The following is a 16406-nucleotide window of genomic DNA, read 5'->3' on the forward strand; positions in this document are numbered from 1 at the left end:
CCTCAATAGCCCCTCGGCTTCGGCCAGTGCATCGTGAACTGGTCGCCGCGCCGGACATACTTGTAGCGGTGCAGGACGAACCAGGCGGAGGCGATGATGTAGAAGCTCATCATCGCCACGAGTTGCGTCCCGTATCCGAGGAACACCGCGAGGTACGTCACGCTGCACAGGAGCAGCAGCAGCAGGCAGGGCAGGGGATGGAGCGGGTGGACGTAGCCCCGCTGGATGGTGCCGAGGGGCCATTTGCGGCGGAACAGGATGATGGACAGCGCCATCAGCGTGTAGCCGAGGAGCCCCGACAGGATCGAGAAGGTGATGGTCTGGTCGAGCGGCGTCGAGACCGCGAACAGGATCGCCACCGGGACGAAGAAGACGATCGCCCGGTAGGGGGTGTGGTAGATCGGGTGCACGGCACCGAACCAGGCCGGCATGTAGCGGTCGCGCCCCATGGCGAACCAGGCCCGCGAGGCGTCGTTGATGCAGCCATTGGCCGAGGCGACGGTGGCGAACAGGGTGCCGAAGAACAGGAACACCTCGAGCCAGCGGTTCCCCGTCAGGCGCCCGGCGTCGTAGAGCGGCGTCACGGCCTGCCCGAGATATTCCCAGGGCATCAGCCCCGAGCAGACGTACCACGTGGCGGTGGCGGCGATGAGCAGGGTCATCATGCCCGTCATGGTGCCGAGGGGGAGGGCGCGGGCGGGGGAGCGCACCTCCTCGGCGGCCTGGGTCGTGCCCTCGATGCCGAGGTAGAACCACAGGCCGAAATGCATGGCGGCGAGGATGCCGAGGCTGCCGTAGGGCAGGCCGACGAGGAGCGCGTCGTGCCGCAGCACCGCGCCCGGGGCCCAGGGCTGCGTCGCCACGAACAGCACCACGATGGCGGCGAAGGCCGCGGCCGTGATCAGGAGGTTCATGGTCAGCGAGGCGAGGACGCCGCGATAATTCAGGAAGGCCAGCGCCACGATGGTGAGCACCATGAAGGCGCGCTTGTCGACGGTGCCCGGGACGCCGAGATTCGCCATGAACGCCTCGAGGAGGTCGCCGGTCACGATGGCGTTCGAGACCTCCAGCATGGTGTAGGCCATGACGAGGTAGAGGCCGACATTGAAGGCCGCGAGCGGGCCGATGATGTGCTTGGCCTGCGCGTACTGGCCGCCCGCGGCGGCCACCGTGGAGGTGATCTCGGAATCGATCATCGCCACGCAGGTGTAGAGGATGCCGGCGAGCCAGCAGGCGGTCAGCGCCGCGACCGGCCCGCCCTTGCCGACGGCGAAGTTCCAGCCCATGAACTCGCCGACCAGCACGATCCCGACGCCGAGCGCCCAGACATGGCCCGGGCCGAGCACGCGCAGGAGCGCGATCTTCCTGGCCGGCGCGGCTGCCGCCACCGGCGGGGCTTCCGCCAGGGAGATCTTCGGGGCCTGGATCCCCGGCGGAGAGGCAACCTGAACGTTCTGCATCACGACCTCGCTGCCTGCTCGCCGACATCGGCGTCGACGATCTCGCCCTCCTCGGAGGAGAGGAGGTAATCCTCCCCGAAGGCTCGGTTGGTGCGCAGCAGGTCGAAGCTCATCCAGAGCGCGAGGGCTCCGGCGATCGCCCAGGCGCTCCAGTTCATGATCTCCACCATGACGGACTTCCTTGCGGTTCGATGGAAGGCGGAATCTCGGATCCGGCACGTTCTCGGATCCGGCAAGTTCGCGCACCCGGCAAGTTCGCGGACCCGGACAGCGTGAGCCGCGCGATCAGCGGGCCCGCGGCGCGTCGTCCGAGCCGAAGCGCTCGGCGATGACGTCCCGGTATTCGCGATCCGAGTACCGGAACAGGAAAACGAAGTATCCGACGATGATGACCACCGTCAGCGCCAGGGCGCTCCAGTTGAGGGCGTAATCGAAGCGGGTCCCGATGATCGTCGCGGCCTTCTCGGGCGCGATCCCGAGCTTCTCCCATTGCGCCGCCATGACGGCGTTCTGGCCGAGCGCCTCCCAGGTCGGGTTCGGGTACTCGGTCGTCGTCGTGCCGCCGCCCGCCAGCTTGAACAGCAGCGGCAGGTAGAGCGTGAAGAAGACGAGCACCAGCATCAGGAAGGCATCGAAGATCTGCCCGGCGACCGATTGCTTGGGCGGCTCGTAGGGGGTTTTCTTCACTTCACCGCTCCCTTGTCCTGCCGCATCCGGCGAAGCTGATCGAGATAGTAGATGTCGATCCCGTAGATCGCGGCCCGATCCTCGCCGTAGTGCCGGATCATCGCGACGATCGCCGCCGTGTTGAGAAACAGGACGCTGACACCGAGCAGAGCCATCGGGATGGTCAGGTTGGCGGCATCGAACACGTGCCGCATCGTCCAGAAGGTGAAGGCGTAGATCAGCCAGACCACGACGACCGCGAAGATGGCGGCCGCGCAGTCTCGCCGGAACATGGCCGAGATGCGGGGGTCCTGGTGCGACATGGCACGCTCCCTCCCAGGGAAGTTATTCTTTTCGGGAATGCGTCGTTCTTTTCGGGAAAGAAACTGCCGAGCGCGCGCCGTTGTCAATGTCAAAAATGTTGTGCAGCGCGTCAAACCGGAACTGTCCTGCCGGCCTGCGGCGGCCGGCCGGATCCGCCGCGTCGGCGCGTCGCCGAGCGGGTCGAGGAGGCCCCGCGAGCCATCCATTTCGGCCCCGTCCGTCCGAAGGCCTCGCGCGGTCGAGCACGCGACCGGCGCGGTCTGCCTGGGCGCTCGGCACGGTCGTCTCGCAACGCCGGGTGAGCTTAACGCCCGCTCGCTTATGGAGAAACTTTCGTACCTGGGGAGAACAAATCGCGGTTTCGGGCGAACGGACCGCGGGAATCGTCGTCCCGGAGCTCGGGAGGCGGCATCCCGGATGCGGTCGGGCATGATTGGTTTTCGATGTCAGCGTCCCGGATTCGTCCCGTACCGGGATCGTATCGGCGCATCGGGAACGCCCTGGAACCGGTGACGCGGCGCGGCGACGCCGGGCGGGGGCGATCGCCGGGGTTCTCGGAACTCCACGCCCGCGAGGCGACGCCGGGGCGGCACCGGGCCGGCCCGCATGCCGGTCCGTTCGGCACCGCAGCACTTTCTTGCCAAGAAAAATTTGTGACCATTGGTTGACCAAGGGTCCGGCCTGTGCGAGCTGTATCGTGCAGACTCGATGAGACGGGGAACTTGCGATGTGCGGCATAGTCGGGTTGTTCTTGAAGAATCCCAAGCTTGAGCCACAGCTCGGCACGCTTTTGTCCAACATGCTCGAGACGATGACGGGCCGCGGTCCCGACAGCGCGGGCTTCGCCGTCTACGGCGCCGACGGCGAGGGCGTGAAGCTGACTCTCCGGGGTCCCGACCAGGCCGCCCTCTCCGTCGCGGTGTCCGGGCTCGAGGCCGGCCTCGGCGCCCGCTTCGAGACGGTCGAGCGCGACACCCACACGGTCCTCTCGGTTCCCGCCGGGCGCGAGGACGCGGTGCGGGCCTGGCTGCAGGCGAACACGCGCGGGATCGACGTGGTCAGCGCCGGCCGGCGGATGGAGATCTACAAGGAGGTCGGCCTGCCGGCCCAGGTCGCCGGGCGCTTCGACCTCGCCGGCATGACCGGGACGCACGGCATCGGCCACACCCGCATGGCGACCGAGAGCGCCGTCACCACGAACGGCGCCCACCCGTTCTCGACGGGCATCGACGAGTGCCTCGTCCACAACGGCTCGCTCTCGAACCACAACGACATGCGCCGCCGCCTCGAGCGCGAGGGCCTGACCTTCGCCACCCGGAACGACACCGAGGTCGCCGCCGGCTACCTGAGCTGGCGCATGCGCGAGGGCGCCTCGCTCAAGGAGGCGCTCGAATCGAGCCTGCGGGATCTCGACGGCTTCTTCACCTTCGTGGTCGGCACCGAGACGGGGTTCGCGGTGGTGCGCGACCCCATCGCCTGCAAGCCCGCCGTCATGGCCGAGACCGACGACTACGTCGCCTTCGGCTCCGAATACAGGGCGCTCGTCGGCCTGCCCGGCATCGACAAGGCGCGCGTCTTCGAGCCCGAGCCCGCCCGCGTCTACGCCTGGGAGCGCCACTGATGCCGAACTTCGACCTGAACCGCGCGCCCCTGCGCGAGCTGAACCGCACCCTGCACGCCCTGCGCCCCGACACCAACGAGAGCCACTGGACCGTCACCGGGCCGGACGGGCGCCACGCCATCGCGGCGGGGCTCGACGCGCCGATCAGCGTCGAGATCGACGGAAACGTCGGCTATTACTGCGCCGGCATGAACAAGCACGCCAGCGTCGTGATCAACGGCAATGCGGGCGTGGGCGTCGCCGAGAACATGATGTCGGGCTTCGTCCACGTGCGGGGCGATGCCAGCCAGGCGGCGGGCGCCACCGCGCATGGCGGCCTCCTCGTCGTGGACGGCAATGCGGGGGCGCGCTGCGGCATCTCGATGAAGGGCATCGACATCGTGGTGAAGGGCTCGATCGGCCACATGTCGGCCTTCATGGCCCAGGCCGGGACCCTGACGGTGCTGGGCGACGCCGGCGAGGCGCTCGGCGACTCACTCTACGAGGCCAGGCTGTTCGTGCGCGGCTCGGTCAGGAGCCTCGGCGCCGACTGCATCGAGAAGGAGATGCGCGACGAGCACCGCGAGCAGCTCCACGGCAAGCTGAAGGCCGCCGGGCTCGCGGGCGAGATCGATCCGTCCGAGTTCAAGCGCTACGGCTCGGCGCGCCGCCTCTACCATTTCCACGTCGACAACGCCGGAGCCTACTGATGGCCGAGACCCCGAAGGATCCGCGCGACCTGCCGCGCACGAAGCCGCGCTTCTCCGCGACCTACACCCCCGACGTGATGTCCGAGATCCGCCGCGCCGCGGCGACCGGCATCTACGACATCCGGGGCGCCGGCGCGAAGCGTCCGCTGCCCCATTTCGACGACCTCCTGTTCCTCGGCGCCTCGATCAGCCGCTACCCGCTCGAGGGCTACCGCGAGCGCTGCGGCACGGAGGTGGTGCTCGGCAACCGCTTCGCCTCGAAGCCGATCACGCTGAAGACCCCGGTGACGATCGCCGGCATGAGCTTCGGCTCGCTCTCCGGCCAGGCCAAGGAAGCCCTCGGGCGCGGCGCGACGCTCGCCGGCACCTCCACCACCACGGGCGACGGCGGCATGACGCAGGAGGAGCGGGGTCACTCGCAGACCCTCGTCTACCAGTACCTGCCCTCGCGCTACGGCATGAACCCGGACGATTTGCGCCGGGCCGACGCCATCGAGGTGGTGATCGGCCAGGGCGCCAAGCCCGGCGGCGGCGGCATGCTGCTCGGCCAGAAGATCACCGAGCGCGTCGCCGGGATGCGCTGCCTGCCCCCCGGCATCGACCAGCGCTCCGCCTGCCGCCACCCGGACTGGACCGGCCCGGACGACCTCGAGATCAAGATCGAGGAGCTGCGCGAGATCACGGACGGCGAGAAGCCGATCTACGTCAAGGTCGGGGCGTCGCGGCCTTATTACGACACCGCGCTCGCGGCGAAGTCGGGGGCCGACGTGGTGGTGCTCGACGGGATGCAGGGCGGCACCGCCGCCACCCAGGACGTCTTCATCGAGCATGTCGGGATCCCGACGCTCGCGGCGATCCGGCCCGCCGTGCAGGCGCTGCGCGACCTCGGGCTGCACCGCAAGGTCCAGCTCGTGGTCTCGGGCGGCATCCGCTCGGGCGCCGACGTCGCCAAGGTCCTGGCCCTCGGGGCGGATGCGGTGGCGATCGGCACCGCGGCGCTGATCGCGCTCGGCGACAACGATCCGCGCTGGGAGGCGGAGTACCAGGCCCTCGGCACCACGGCCGGCGCCTACGACGACTGGCACGAGGGCAACGACCCCGCCGGCATCACGACGCAGCGGCCCGAGCTCGCGAGCCGCCTCGACCCCGTCCTCGCCGGTCGGCGGCTCGCCAACTACCTCGCGGTGATGACGCTGGAAGCCCAGACCATCGCCCGGGCCTGCGGCAAGAGCCACCTGCACAACCTCGAACCGGAGGATCTGGTGGCGCTGACGATCGAGGCCGCCGCCATGGCGGGCGTGCCCCTCGCCGGCACCGAATGGGTGCCGGGCAAGACCGGTTTCTGAGCTTCCTGGAGGGCCGCTCCCGCGCAGCGGGGGCGGCCCTCTCGACGTACGCAGGCCCACCACGCAGCCGATCGACCCACGGGAGTGTTTCGCGATGACGCTCGATCTCGAGATTGCCGCCAAGGAACGCGGTATCAAGTACTTCCTCGTGTCCTACACCGATCTGTTCGGCACGCAGCGCGCCAAGCTGGTGCCGGCCGCGGCCATCAGGAGCACCTGCAAGAACGGCGCGGGCTTCGCGGGCTTCGCGACCTGGCTCGACATGAGCCCGGCCGATGCCGACCTCCTGGCGGTGCCCGATCCCGACGGCCTGATCCAGCTGCCTTGGAAGCCCGAGGTCGGCTGGCTGCCGGCGGATCTCGTCATGAACGGGGTGCCCGTCGCGCAGGGCCCGCGCAACATCCTCAAGCGCCTGATCAAGGACGCGGCCCGGGACGGGCTGCAGATGAAGACCGGCGTCGAGTGCGAGTTCTTCCTGATCACCCCCTGCGGCTCGGAGCCCGCCGACACCGCCGACCGGCAGATGAAGCCCTGCTACGATCAGTCGGCCCTGATGCGGCGCTACGACGTCATCACGGAGATCTGCGACGCCATGCTGAGCCTCGGCTGGCGGCCCTACCAGAACGACCACGAGGACGCCAACGGCCAGTTCGAGATGAACTGGGACTACGACGACGCCCTCGTCACCGCCGACCGGCACGCCTTCTTCAAGTACATGACGCGCTCCATCGCCGAGAAGCACGGCCTGCGCGCGACCTTCATGCCCAAGCCCTTCATGGACCTGACGGGCTCGGGCTGCCACGCCCACGTCTCGGTCTGGCGGGACGAGCGCAACGTCTTCAGCGACCCCGCGGATGAGATCGGCCTGTCGCGGGAGGGCTACCACTTCATCGGGGGCCTGATCCACTCGGCCGACGCGCTCGCGGCCATCACCAACCCGTGCGTGAACTCCTATAAGCGCATCAACGCGCCGCGCACCACCTCGGGGGCGACCTGGGCGCCCAACACCGTGACCTACACGGGCAACAACCGCACCCACATGATCCGCATCCCCGATGGCGGGCGCTTCGAGTTCCGCCTCGCGGACGGGGCGGCCAACCCCTACCTGCTGCAGGCCGGCATCCTGGCGGCGGGGCTCGACGGGCTGCGCAACCGGCGCGATCCGGGCCAGCGCCTCGACATCAACATGTACACGGACGGCCACACGGTCGAGGGCGTCAAGCGGCTGCCCCTCAACATGCTCGACGCGATGCGGGCGCTCGAGGGCTGCGACGTGCTCAACGAGGCCCTCGGGGCCTTCGTGCCGAGCTACCTCAAGCTCAAGACCGAGGAATGGAACGCCTATTGTCGCCACCTGACCCAGTGGGAGCGCGACACCACCCTCGATTGCTGAGCCGAGCGCGTCCGCCGCGGGATCAAAGCGCACCGGGCCTCAGCCCCGCCGGCCTCGCCGGCGGGGTTTTTCGAGCGCGAGGCGTCCCGGCGATCGCGCGTCCGGCCCCCCAGGCGTCCCGTCCGGGATCAGGCGTCGCGGGGTTGGCCGGAGGGGACCGGACCGTCCGCGCCGAACCGGCCGGCTCCGCACGCGCGGGACCGGCAGGCCCCCCGGCGCATTCCGGGGGAGGGGGCGGACCGCTCCCGCGGGAGAGGGGCGCCGGCGCTTCCCACGCCTTCCGGGCTTCGTGCCGACGCTTCGGGGCTGGTGCTTCGGGGCTGGCGCTTGGGGGCTGCCCCCAGGGTTCAGTGTTCCGCTTCGCGATCCACCTCGTATCCGAACTCCGCCGCGGCGTGGCTCAGCCAGGACCAGAAGCTGCCCGCGAAGCTGCGGGCGACGGCGAGGTCGTAGGTCGGCGCCTCGTCCCGCTGCCAGATCTGGGCGCCGATATGCGCGATGCTGGTGACGGCGGCCTGCCCGGCCGCGAAGGCGCGCGGGTGCAGGTCGACCGCCACCCCCTTCGACAGGAGCCCGCGCGCGCGCGGGCCGGAGACCCGCACGATCGCGCGCGCGTCGCTCTGGTCCGTGACGGCCGCGACCCCGCGCAAGGCCTCGGCGAGGCCCTGCAGCCCGGCGCGCGCCTCGGCGACCGCCAGCCACTGGCCGGGCGCGGACCAGACGAGGCCCCGCTCGCCCACGAGTGTCGCCGCGCCGCTCCCGGGCAGCGACCAGCCGAACCGGTCCGCCAGGATGCGCCCCAGGGCGTCCTCCTGCCCGTCGGCCGCGATCACGGTGGCGAGGCCGACGCCGTCCCGCAGGGTCAGCCGGACGCCCGGCTCCCCCTGCGGACGTCCATGCCGGCCGGCCCGCGCGAACCCGGCCCAGGCGCTGCGGGGGGTCCACGCGCTCGTCATCACGCCCTCAGACACGCAGCTTCTCCTCTTTCGGATCGACGAAGACGGGCGAGCAGATCTCGACCTCGATGTCGGCGTCGCGCACCGGGTCGTAGGCGCGCACCCGCTCCCCGTGGCGCTCGGGGCCGCGCCGGAGCAAGCCGAGCCCGATCCAGTGCCCGAGGCTCGGGGAGTGGGCGACCGAGGTCATGAAGCCCTCGTCGGCCGCGAGGCTCGGGCCGGCGCCGAGCGCGAGGAAGTGGGCGCCCGCGCGCAGGCGCTGCGCCCGGTCGACGGGGCGGAAGCCCACCAGGATCGGGCGGTCGGGATCGGTGAGCGCGGGCCGCTCCTTCATCAGGCGCCCGACATAGTCCTTCTTCTTGGCGAGCATGCCGCCGAGACCGAGGTCGCGCGCGGTGGCCTGCCCGTTGATCTCCGCGCCGGCCGCGTGCCCCTTCTCGATGCGCATCACCGAGAGCGCCTCGGAGCCGTAGGCCGTGATGCCGTGAGGCGAGCCCGCCTGCATGATCGCCCGCCAGGCGGCGTCGCCGTAGGCCGCCGGAACCGCGAGCTCGTAGGCGAGCTCGCCCGAGAACGAGATGCGGAACAGCCGCGCCGGGATCCCGCCGCCGACCGTGACCTCGGCGCAGGCCAGGAACGGGAAGGCCTCGTTGCCGATGTCGAAGCCGGGATCGATGACGCCCCGCAGCGTGTCGCGCGCGCGGGGGCCCGCCACCGCGTACTGGGCCCATTGCTCGCTGACCGAGACCATCTGCACGTCGAGGTCCGGCCAGAGCCATTGGTGGCAGAACTCGAGGTGCTGCATGACCTTCGCGGCGTTCGCCGTCGAGGCCGTCATGACGAAGTGGCGCTCGCCCATCCGCGCGACGGTGCCGTCGTCCAGGACGAAGCCGTCCTCGCGCAGGAGCACCGCGTAGCGGGCCTTGCCGACCGGCAGCGTGCCGAAGGGGTTGGCGCAGACCCGCTCGATCAAGGCCAGCGCGTCCCGGCCCTGGATGTCGATCTTGCCGAGCGTGGTGACGTCGCAGATTCCGACCCTGCTCCGGACCGTGTCCACCTCGCGGTTGACGCTCTCGAGCCAGTCGGCCTCGCCGGCCTTCGGGAAGTAAGCGGGGCGAAGCCACAGGCCGGTCTCGACGAAGACCGCGCCCTGCTCCTCGCACCAGGCGTGGGAGGGCACCTGCCGGATCGCCCGGAAGTCCTTGCCGCGGTGATGGCCCGCGAAGGCGCCGATCGCAACCGGCGTGAAGGGCGGGCGGAAGACCGTGGTGCCGACGCTCGGGATCGCCTGGCCGGTCAGCTCGGCCATGAGGCTGAGCCCCGCGAGGTTCGAGGTCTTGCCCTGATCGGTCGCCATCCCGAGGGTGGTGTAGCGCTTCAGGTGCTCGACCGCCCGGAAGCCCTCGCGGTGGGCGAGCTCCACGTCCGCGGCCGCGACGTCGTTCTGGAAATCGACGAAGGCCTTGCCCTTCGGCTTCGCCACCCGCCAGAGCGGCGTGTGCGCTATGCTCTCGGGATCGGTCCCGAGGGTGTCGCGGGGCGCCGCCGCGAAGCCGCAGGCGGTGGCGGCCTCGCCGCCGACCTGCGCACCGGTCTCCAGGCACTCGGCCAGCGTCAGGCGTCCGCCGGCCGCGCCGGCCGCGACCATGCCCGAGGGCAGCGTGCCCGGCACGAAGGCGTGGATCGCCGCGTCCCAGGCCGGCCGGCGCGACAGGTGCGAGTCGAGGTGGACGATCGGATTCCAGCCATTGGCCATCGCCAGGCAGTCGCAGGCGATGGTCTCGGAACTCCCGTCGGCGTCGACGACCACGATGGCCTTGAGGGCGAGGCTTCCCTTCGTGCCCGCGACGTAGCCGCCGGAGACGACACGCGCGCCGGCGGCCTCGGCCTCCCGGCGCAGGGCCGGCGACACGGAGGGCCGCGAATCGATCACCGCCACCACCTGCCCGCCGGCGGCCGCGACGTCGGCGAGCGTCCGCCAGCCGTCGTCGCCCGAGGTGAAGATCGCGACGCGCCGCCCCGGCAGCACGCCGTAGCGGTTGAGGTAGGTCCGCACCGCGCCGGCCAGCATCACGCCGGGCCGGTCGTTGCCGCCGAAGATGTGCGGGCGCTCGATCGCCCCCGCCGCCAGCACGGCCCGCCGCGCAGTGATGCGCCACAACCGCTGGCGCGGCGCGTGCGCCGGGGGCACGGCCAGGTGGTCGCTGACGCGCTCGACCGCCCCGTAGGCGCCGTGATCGTAGACGCCGAACAGGGTGGTGCGGCTGAGGATGCGCACCTCCGGCATGCTCTCGAGCTCGGCGATCGTCGCCGCCGCCCAGTCCACGCCGGACCGGGAGCCGACCGCGCGCCGCTCCGCCAGAAGGCGCCCGCCGAGGCGATGATCCTCGTCCACCAGGATCACCCGGGCACCGGAGCGCCCGGCGGCCAGGGCCGCCGACAATCCGGCCGGCCCGCCGCCGATGACGAGCACGTCGCAGAAGGCGTGGGCCCTGTCGTAGGTGTCGGGGTCGGGGGCCTCCGCCGCGCGGCCGAGGCCGGCGGCCCGGCGGATCAGCGGCTCGTACAGCCTCTCCCAGAAGGCCGCCGGCCACATGAAGGTCTTGTAGTAGAACCCGGCCGCGAAGATCGGCGCCGCGAGCGCGTTGACCGCAAGCGCGTCGTATCGCAGCGACGGCCAGCGGTTCTGGCTCCGCGCCTCCAGCCCCTCGTAGAGCTCCGCGACGGTGGCGCGGGTGTTCGGCTCCCGGCGCGCGCCCGAGCGCAGCTCGACGATCGCGTTCGGCTCCTCGGAGCCCGCCGAGAGGATGCCGCGGGGCCGGTGATACTTGAACGAGCGGCCGACGAGGCGCACGCCGTTGGCGAGCAGCGCCGAGGCCAGGGTGTCGCCCTCGAACCCCGACAGGCGGGTTCCGTCGAAGCGGAATTCGAGCGGCCGGCGCCGGTCGATCAGCCCGCCCGACGCGGTGCGGAAGGCTTCGTGGCGACCGGTCGGGAGGGGCGCGCTGTCCGCCTCCGAGCGCCGCAGCGTGATGGTGCTCATGCGGCCTCTCCCGGGCGGCGGCTGCGGGCGACGTCGCGCGCGGGCGAGACGTCGCTGATCGTATGGGTGCGGGTGTCGCGGGTGACGACGAGCCAGCTGCGGCAGCCGGCGCCGTGGTACCAGAGCTCCCGGTGCTCGCCGGCTGGATTGTCGCGCAGGTACACGTAGTCGTGCATGGCGGAGGCCTGCGCCTCCAGGCCGTCCGGCCGCCTCGGCGCGGCATCGCCGAGATAGCTGAACTCGCCGTTGTCCCGCTCGCCGCAATAGGGGCATCGAATGCGCATGACGGGTGACCCTCAGTGCAGGTTCGGCTGGGCGCCCATGCCCTTCTCGTCGATGAGATGGCCGGTGGCGAAACGGTCGAGGCGATAGGCTGCGGCGTCCGGATGGGGCGCGTCGCGGGCGATCAGGTGGGCGAAGCAGAAGCCCGCCGCGGGCGTCGCCTTGAAGCCGCCGTAGCACCAGCCCGCGTTGAGGTAGAGCCCGTCGATGCCGGTGCGGTCGATGATGGGCGAGCCGTCCATCGACATGTCCATCACGCCGCCCCAGTGACGCAGCAGGCGCAGGCGCCCGAGGCCGGGCCAGAGGGCCATGCCGCCCTCCATCACGTCCTCGATGGTCGCGAGGTTGCCGCGCTGCGCGTAGGAATTGTAGCCGTCGATGTCGCCCCCGAAGACGAGGCCGCCCTTGTCCGACTGGCTGACGTAGAAGTGGCCGGCCCCGAAGGTCATCACGCAGTCGATCAGGGGCTTCACGCCCTCGCTGACGAAGGCCTGCAGCACGTGGCTCTCGATCGGCAGGCGCATGTCGACCATGGCGGCGAGGAGCGAGGTGGAGCCCGCCACCGACAGGGCCACCTTCCTGGCGCGGATGAGGCCGCGGCTGGTCTCGACGCCGGTGACCCGGCCGTTCTCGCGCCGGATCCCCGTGACGGCGCAGTTCTGCACGATGTCGACGCCGCGCTGGTCGGCGGCGCGGGCGTAGCCCCAGGCCACCGCGTCGTGCCGCACGGTGCCGCCGCGCCGCTGCAGCAGGCCGCCCTTCACGGGGAACCGGGCATTCTCGAAATCGATGAACGGCACCATCGCCCGCACGCCCTCGCGGTCGAGGAGCTCGGCGTCGATGCCGGCCATCCGCATGGCGTTGCCGCGGCGGGCATAGGCGTCGCGCTGCGCGTCCGAATGGTAGAGGTTGAGCACGCCGCGCTGGCTCACCATCGCGTTGTAGTTGATGTCCTGCTCGAGCCCCTCCCAGAGCTTCATCGACTGCTCGTAGAACGGGATGTTGCCGGGCAGGCCGTAATTCGAGCGGACGATCGTGGTGTTGCGCCCGACATTGCCCGAGCCGATGTGGCTCCGCTCGAGCACGGCGATGTTGGTCAGGCCGTGCTCCTTGGCGAGGTAATAGGCGGTCGCGAGCCCGTGCCCGCCGCCGCCCACGATGACGACGTCGTACTCCGTGCGCGGCGCCGCATCGCGCCACTGGGGCTTCCAGCCGCGTTGGCCGCGCAGGGCTTGGCCGAGGACGCTGAAGACGGAGTAGTGCATGGAGGATGCCGTCCTTCGAGGAAGCCGCGTGGGCCTGCCCCTTGATAGCAGGCGGTTTCGTGGGCAGGCTTGCATTTCGCGACACATCTCCGGCAAATCGCGCAGAAATGAGCAGCACCGAGGACACGAACCGTTCGAGACCGGGCCGCAAGCCGCCGCGGGTCGCGGCGCCCGCGACCCTGACGATCGGGTTCGTGCTCGTGCCCGAGTTTCCGCTGATGGCCTACACGGCCGCGGTCGAGCCGTTGCGGGCCGCCAATACCCTGTCGGGCTGCGAGCTCTACCGCTGGTGGCACGCCACCCCGGGGGGCGGGGTCGTGCGCGCCTCCAACGGCATCTCGATCCTGACCGATGTCGAGGTCGGCGCCGTGGAGCCCGACGCCGACCGGGTCTTCGTCTGCGCGGGCGGCAACCCCGCCTCGTTCGACGATCCGGCCCTGTCCGCCTGGCTCCGGGACCTCGCACGCCGCGGCGTGACCGTCGGCGGCATCTCCGGGGGCCCCTACCTGCTCGCGCGCGCCGGCCTGCTGGCGGGGCGCCGCTGCACGCTCCACTGGGAGCATGTCCCGGCCTTCGAGGAGCGCTATCCCGACATCGCGGTGGTCCGCTCGCTCTTCGAGGCGCAGGGGGACCGGATCACCTGCTCGGGCGGGATCGCGGCACTCGACCTCATGCTCAACCTGATCGAGCGCGACCACGGGCCCGGCCTCGCGGCGGGCGTCAGCGACTGGTTCCTGCACAACCAGATCCGCGAGGGCCTGAGCCCCCAGCGCATGGACCTGCGGCTCCGCTTCGGCATCCGCGATCCCCGGGTCCTGCGCGTCCTCGCCGCCATGGAGGCGAACCTGGAGACGCCGCTGCCGCGGGAGGTCTTGGCGGCGCTGGCTCACGTGTCGGTGCGCCAGCTCGAGCGGCTCTTTCGGGACCTCCTCGGCACCGGGCTCCACCGGCGCTACCTCGACCTGCGCCTCGACAGGGCCCATCAGCTTCGTCGCGAGAGCTCGATGAGCGCCTCGGAGATCGCGGCCGCGACCGGCTTTTCCAACGCCGGCGAACTCTCGCGAGCCGAGCGCCGGGGGCGCTTGCAAGCGGCGATGCCACATCAAGCGTGAACGTCGTGCTGCCCCGACCGCCTGGATGCGAGGGCTGCGTGACCCGCGCGACGACTTGGACGGCCCTGCGCAACGCGCGTGGACCGAACGGGTCGACGCCTCTCGTTCACCAGCGCCGGCGTGGCAGCCGGTCGCTCGCGCAGGACCATGCCGGGCGAGCGATCCTTCGGGACAGTCGGCCGTGGCCGCGATCGGCGTGGTCGAGGCCCGAGACCACCGTCTCAGGATCCTGGCGGCTGGAGATGGCGATGCCCGGCACATGCCGGAGTACCCGCCCGTCACGGCTGAGCAGCGCTGGACACCGTAGGCTCCGTATCCGATCAGGCGGCGGAGGATCGTCGAGGACCCTCCGAACGGCGCCCGTCTCGCCCTCGGGTGGGGGGTGTCTCCCATCGTCGCGGCCCATCCACTCGAGCGTCGACGCGTCCGACAGACCCGACGCCGATTCGGCAAGGTTCCTGTCCTGCTCCAGCAGGGGCTCGATGTTTCCGTAGTACCTATGGGCGAAAGTTCGCATAATACTTACGGACGAGAACTCCGGACATGGCACGTCGTACCCATTTATCTTCCTAGTTCGAGCGGGCTCTCTTTCCGTATAAGGTTGCTGGCCTCTTGAGCGAGTCGCGGTCATGGCGGATGCGTGCAGCAAGATCGATGTGTCCTCGGCAGTCAGTCGAGACTCGACCTCGGCGCTTTCTCCCTACTTCTGCGCCGTTCGCCGGCATCGCGAGAGTCCGCCCAAGACGATCTTCTTCAGCCCGTACTTCCCCATCCGAACGGCCGATCCGGGGGGCGAACGCCAGCCCGACCGCTTGGCGGCGTCGTCGCCCGAGTAGTGCCCACGTGTTCGCGCGCCTTGCTGCCAGCGATCGCCTGAGGATCTGCATGCGCCATCGTCGTTCGTCAGGAGCGATGGTGGCCCCCACCGTCCAGACGATCTGTTCCCCGCGGGCGCATTGATGAGCCGTGACCGTCGCAAAACCCGCAGCTTGGCGTCTCGCCTTCTCCTCGCGTTGATCTTCGGCGCTGCGCCCGGCCATGCCTTCGCGGAGTATGTGGTCGACAGCGGAGACGTGCTCGAAGTGTCCGTGTTCGGCATCAACGAGTTGCGTCAGCGTGGCGCCGTCAACGTGGACGGAGAGCTGTCGGTACCCATGGTCGGACATCTCAAGGTCGCCGGCCGGACATTGTCGGACATTCGATCGACCGTTCAGAAGCTCCTCGGCAGCAAGGAGTTCAGACATCGCGCGGCCGACGGACGCGAGGACATCGCGCTTCGTCCGGATCAGATATCCGTTGACATCGTCGAATACAGGCCGCTGTTCATAAACGGCGACGTCTCCCGTCCGGGGGTACAGACCTATCGTCCAAAGATGACGGTACGAGCCGCCTTGGCGCTTGCTGGCGGCTTCGACGTGATGCGCTTCCGCATCAAGGATCCCTTTCTCGAAGCCGTCGACTTGCGAGGCGAGTACCAATCGCTCTGGACGGAGTTCGCTCGGGAACGGGCCCAACGCTGGCGGGTTCAGGCGGAACTGGACGGCAAGTCACAGGACGAGCTGAACCTCTCGATTCAGCCCGTCCCGAAGGACGTTCTCGACGAGATTGGCCGCTCGACCCTGAACCAGAAGAAGAGCGACGACATGACCTATCAGAACGAGATGTCGTTCCTCAAGCGCATGCAGCAGGAGGCCGACAAGCACCTCGTTCTGTCCATCGAGCAGCAGATTCGGGATCAGGAAGCCGAGCGTATCGAGAACGATAATATGGAGAAGACGAAAGATCTGTACCAGAAGAGCATCGTTCCGGCGAACCGGCTCGTTGAGCAGCAGCGTCTGTCCATTCTCGCAGCGACCCGGGTTTTGCAGACCTCGACGCAAGTCGCCCAGTCCCGAAAGGATCGCGAGGACGCGAACCGCAAGATCGGGCGATTGGATGATGAACGGCGCACCGCCCTATTGGCGAAGCTTCAGGATTCCGCCGTCAAGCTCGATGCACTCCGTAACAGGATCCAGGCCGTCGGTGAGAAGTTGGTCTATACCGGGGCCGTACGCTCACAACTCGTCCAAGGGGCCGGCAGCAAACCTGAAATAACAATCTATCGAAAGAACGATCAGGGCATCTCGCAAAAGATTCCGGCGGACGAGGACACCGAGTTGATGCCAGGAGATGTCGTCGACGTTCGTCTGCAAGCAGCTTCCGATATCGACAAGCTCGTCCGAGGTGCCACCGGGCAGTAGCTCGCCACC

General features: G+C 69.8%; 14 protein-coding genes. 6 read left to right on the plus strand and 8 right to left on the minus strand.

Going from position 1 to position 16406, the window contains the following annotated elements; translation table 11 throughout:
• Positions 1–2: 2 nt before the first annotated feature.
• The 4 genes from F6X51_RS21470 to F6X51_RS21480 form a co-directional block, all read right to left on the minus strand.
• Positions 3–1460 carry an APC family permease gene (locus F6X51_RS21470; protein ID WP_246696937.1) on the minus strand — a complete coding sequence of 486 codons (1458 nt, stop codon included), beginning with the start codon at positions 1458–1460 and terminating at the stop codon, positions 3–5.
• A complete protein-coding gene (locus F6X51_RS28100; protein ID WP_191970202.1) occupies positions 1460–1630 on the minus strand; it encodes a hypothetical protein in 171 nt (56 codons plus the stop codon). Before F6X51_RS28100 ends, F6X51_RS21470 begins: the two co-directional genes overlap by 1 nt.
• A gap of 115 nt (positions 1631–1745) precedes the next feature.
• Positions 1746–2081 carry a hypothetical protein gene (locus F6X51_RS21475; RefSeq protein WP_246696940.1) on the minus strand — a complete coding sequence of 112 codons (336 nt, stop codon included), beginning with the start codon at positions 2079–2081 and terminating at the stop codon, positions 1746–1748.
• Between the two features lie 62 nt (positions 2082–2143).
• On the minus strand, positions 2144–2449 hold the full coding sequence (locus F6X51_RS21480) for a hypothetical protein (RefSeq protein ID WP_150965723.1): 306 nt from the start codon (positions 2447–2449) through the stop codon (positions 2144–2146).
• Positions 2450–3177: 728 nt separating this feature from the next.
• Between F6X51_RS21480 and F6X51_RS21485 the strand changes: the two genes are divergently transcribed.
• The 4 genes from F6X51_RS21485 to glnT all read left to right on the plus strand — a co-directional run bounded on the left by F6X51_RS21485 (position 3178) and on the right by glnT (position 7499).
• Positions 3178–4071 carry a class II glutamine amidotransferase gene (locus F6X51_RS21485; RefSeq protein ID WP_150965724.1) on the plus strand — a complete coding sequence of 298 codons (894 nt, stop codon included), beginning with the start codon at positions 3178–3180 and terminating at the stop codon, positions 4069–4071.
• Positions 4071–4760 (plus strand): GltB/FmdC/FwdC-like GXGXG domain-containing protein, encoded by a 690-nt coding sequence (locus F6X51_RS21490; protein ID WP_150965725.1) that lies wholly within the window; start codon positions 4071–4073, stop codon positions 4758–4760. Before F6X51_RS21485 ends, F6X51_RS21490 begins: the two co-directional genes overlap by 1 nt.
• On the plus strand, positions 4760–6106 hold the full coding sequence (locus tag F6X51_RS21495) for an FMN-binding glutamate synthase family protein (RefSeq protein WP_150965726.1): 1347 nt from the start codon (positions 4760–4762) through the stop codon (positions 6104–6106). The genes F6X51_RS21490 and F6X51_RS21495 overlap by 1 nt, the downstream gene beginning before the upstream one ends.
• Positions 6107–6200: 94 nt before the next feature.
• Positions 6201–7499, plus strand: coding sequence for a type III glutamate--ammonia ligase (gene glnT / locus F6X51_RS21500; RefSeq protein WP_150965727.1), 1299 nt, complete (start codon positions 6201–6203; stop codon positions 7497–7499).
• Between the two features lie 347 nt (positions 7500–7846).
• Here glnT and F6X51_RS21505 read toward each other — a convergent pair whose 3' ends face one another.
• Genes F6X51_RS21505 through F6X51_RS21520 form a run of 4 tightly spaced genes read right to left on the minus strand, consistent with a single transcriptional unit; the run spans position 7847 to position 13045 of the window.
• A complete protein-coding gene (locus tag F6X51_RS21505; RefSeq protein ID WP_407658661.1) occupies positions 7847–8455 on the minus strand; it encodes a sarcosine oxidase subunit gamma in 609 nt (202 codons plus the stop codon).
• Between the two features lie 7 nt (positions 8456–8462).
• Positions 8463–11498 (minus strand): sarcosine oxidase subunit alpha family protein, encoded by a 3036-nt coding sequence (locus F6X51_RS21510; RefSeq protein WP_150965729.1) that lies wholly within the window; start codon positions 11496–11498, stop codon positions 8463–8465.
• A complete protein-coding gene (locus tag F6X51_RS21515) occupies positions 11495–11782 on the minus strand; it encodes a sarcosine oxidase subunit delta (RefSeq protein ID WP_150965730.1) in 288 nt (95 codons plus the stop codon). The genes F6X51_RS21510 and F6X51_RS21515 overlap by 4 nt, the downstream gene beginning before the upstream one ends.
• A 12-nt stretch (positions 11783–11794) precedes the next feature.
• Positions 11795–13045 (minus strand): sarcosine oxidase subunit beta family protein, encoded by a 1251-nt coding sequence (locus tag F6X51_RS21520; RefSeq protein WP_150965731.1) that lies wholly within the window; start codon positions 13043–13045, stop codon positions 11795–11797.
• 107 nt (positions 13046–13152) lie between these two features.
• On the opposite strand from F6X51_RS21520, the gene F6X51_RS21525 reads away from it, so the two are divergent.
• Both F6X51_RS21525 and F6X51_RS21530 read left to right on the plus strand, forming a co-directional pair.
• Positions 13153–14157 (plus strand): GlxA family transcriptional regulator, encoded by a 1005-nt coding sequence (locus tag F6X51_RS21525; RefSeq protein ID WP_150965732.1) that lies wholly within the window; start codon positions 13153–13155, stop codon positions 14155–14157.
• Between the two features lie 959 nt (positions 14158–15116).
• Positions 15117–16397: a polysaccharide biosynthesis/export family protein gene (locus F6X51_RS21530; RefSeq protein WP_150965733.1), complete on the plus strand. Its 1281-nt coding sequence runs from the start codon at positions 15117–15119 to the stop codon at positions 16395–16397.
• Positions 16398–16406 lie beyond the last annotated feature (9 nt).

This window comes from Methylobacterium planeticum (assembly GCF_008806345.1).
GTDB classification, from domain to species: domain Bacteria; phylum Pseudomonadota; class Alphaproteobacteria; order Rhizobiales; family Beijerinckiaceae; genus Methylobacterium; species Methylobacterium planeticum.

Coding starts and splice junctions, on each gene's coding strand:
- F6X51_RS21490 (WP_150965725.1), top strand. CDS start 4,071: ATGCCGAACTTCGACCTGAACCGCGCGCCCCTGCGCGAGCTGAACCGC.
- F6X51_RS21470 (WP_246696937.1), bottom strand. CDS start 1,460: ATGCAGAACGTTCAGGTTGCCTCTCCGCCGGGGATCCAGGCCCCGAAG.
- F6X51_RS21515 (WP_150965730.1), bottom strand. CDS start 11,782: ATGCGCATTCGATGCCCCTATTGCGGCGAGCGGGACAACGGCGAGTTC.
- F6X51_RS21485 (WP_150965724.1), top strand. CDS start 3,178: ATGTGCGGCATAGTCGGGTTGTTCTTGAAGAATCCCAAGCTTGAGCCA.
- glnT (WP_150965727.1), top strand. CDS start 6,201: ATGACGCTCGATCTCGAGATTGCCGCCAAGGAACGCGGTATCAAGTAC.
- F6X51_RS21530 (WP_150965733.1), top strand. CDS start 15,117: ATGAGCCGTGACCGTCGCAAAACCCGCAGCTTGGCGTCTCGCCTTCTC.
- F6X51_RS28100 (WP_191970202.1), bottom strand. CDS start 1,630: ATGGTGGAGATCATGAACTGGAGCGCCTGGGCGATCGCCGGAGCCCTC.
- F6X51_RS21510 (WP_150965729.1), bottom strand. CDS start 11,498: ATGAGCACCATCACGCTGCGGCGCTCGGAGGCGGACAGCGCGCCCCTC.
- F6X51_RS21475 (WP_246696940.1), bottom strand. CDS start 2,081: ATGCTGGTGCTCGTCTTCTTCACGCTCTACCTGCCGCTGCTGTTCAAG.
- F6X51_RS21495 (WP_150965726.1), top strand. CDS start 4,760: ATGGCCGAGACCCCGAAGGATCCGCGCGACCTGCCGCGCACGAAGCCG.
- F6X51_RS21505 (WP_407658661.1), bottom strand. CDS start 8,455: ATGACGAGCGCGTGGACCCCCCGCAGCGCCTGGGCCGGGTTCGCGCGG.
- F6X51_RS21480 (WP_150965723.1), bottom strand. CDS start 2,449: ATGTCGCACCAGGACCCCCGCATCTCGGCCATGTTCCGGCGAGACTGC.
- F6X51_RS21520 (WP_150965731.1), bottom strand. CDS start 13,045: ATGCACTACTCCGTCTTCAGCGTCCTCGGCCAAGCCCTGCGCGGCCAA.
- F6X51_RS21525 (WP_150965732.1), top strand. CDS start 13,153: ATGAGCAGCACCGAGGACACGAACCGTTCGAGACCGGGCCGCAAGCCG.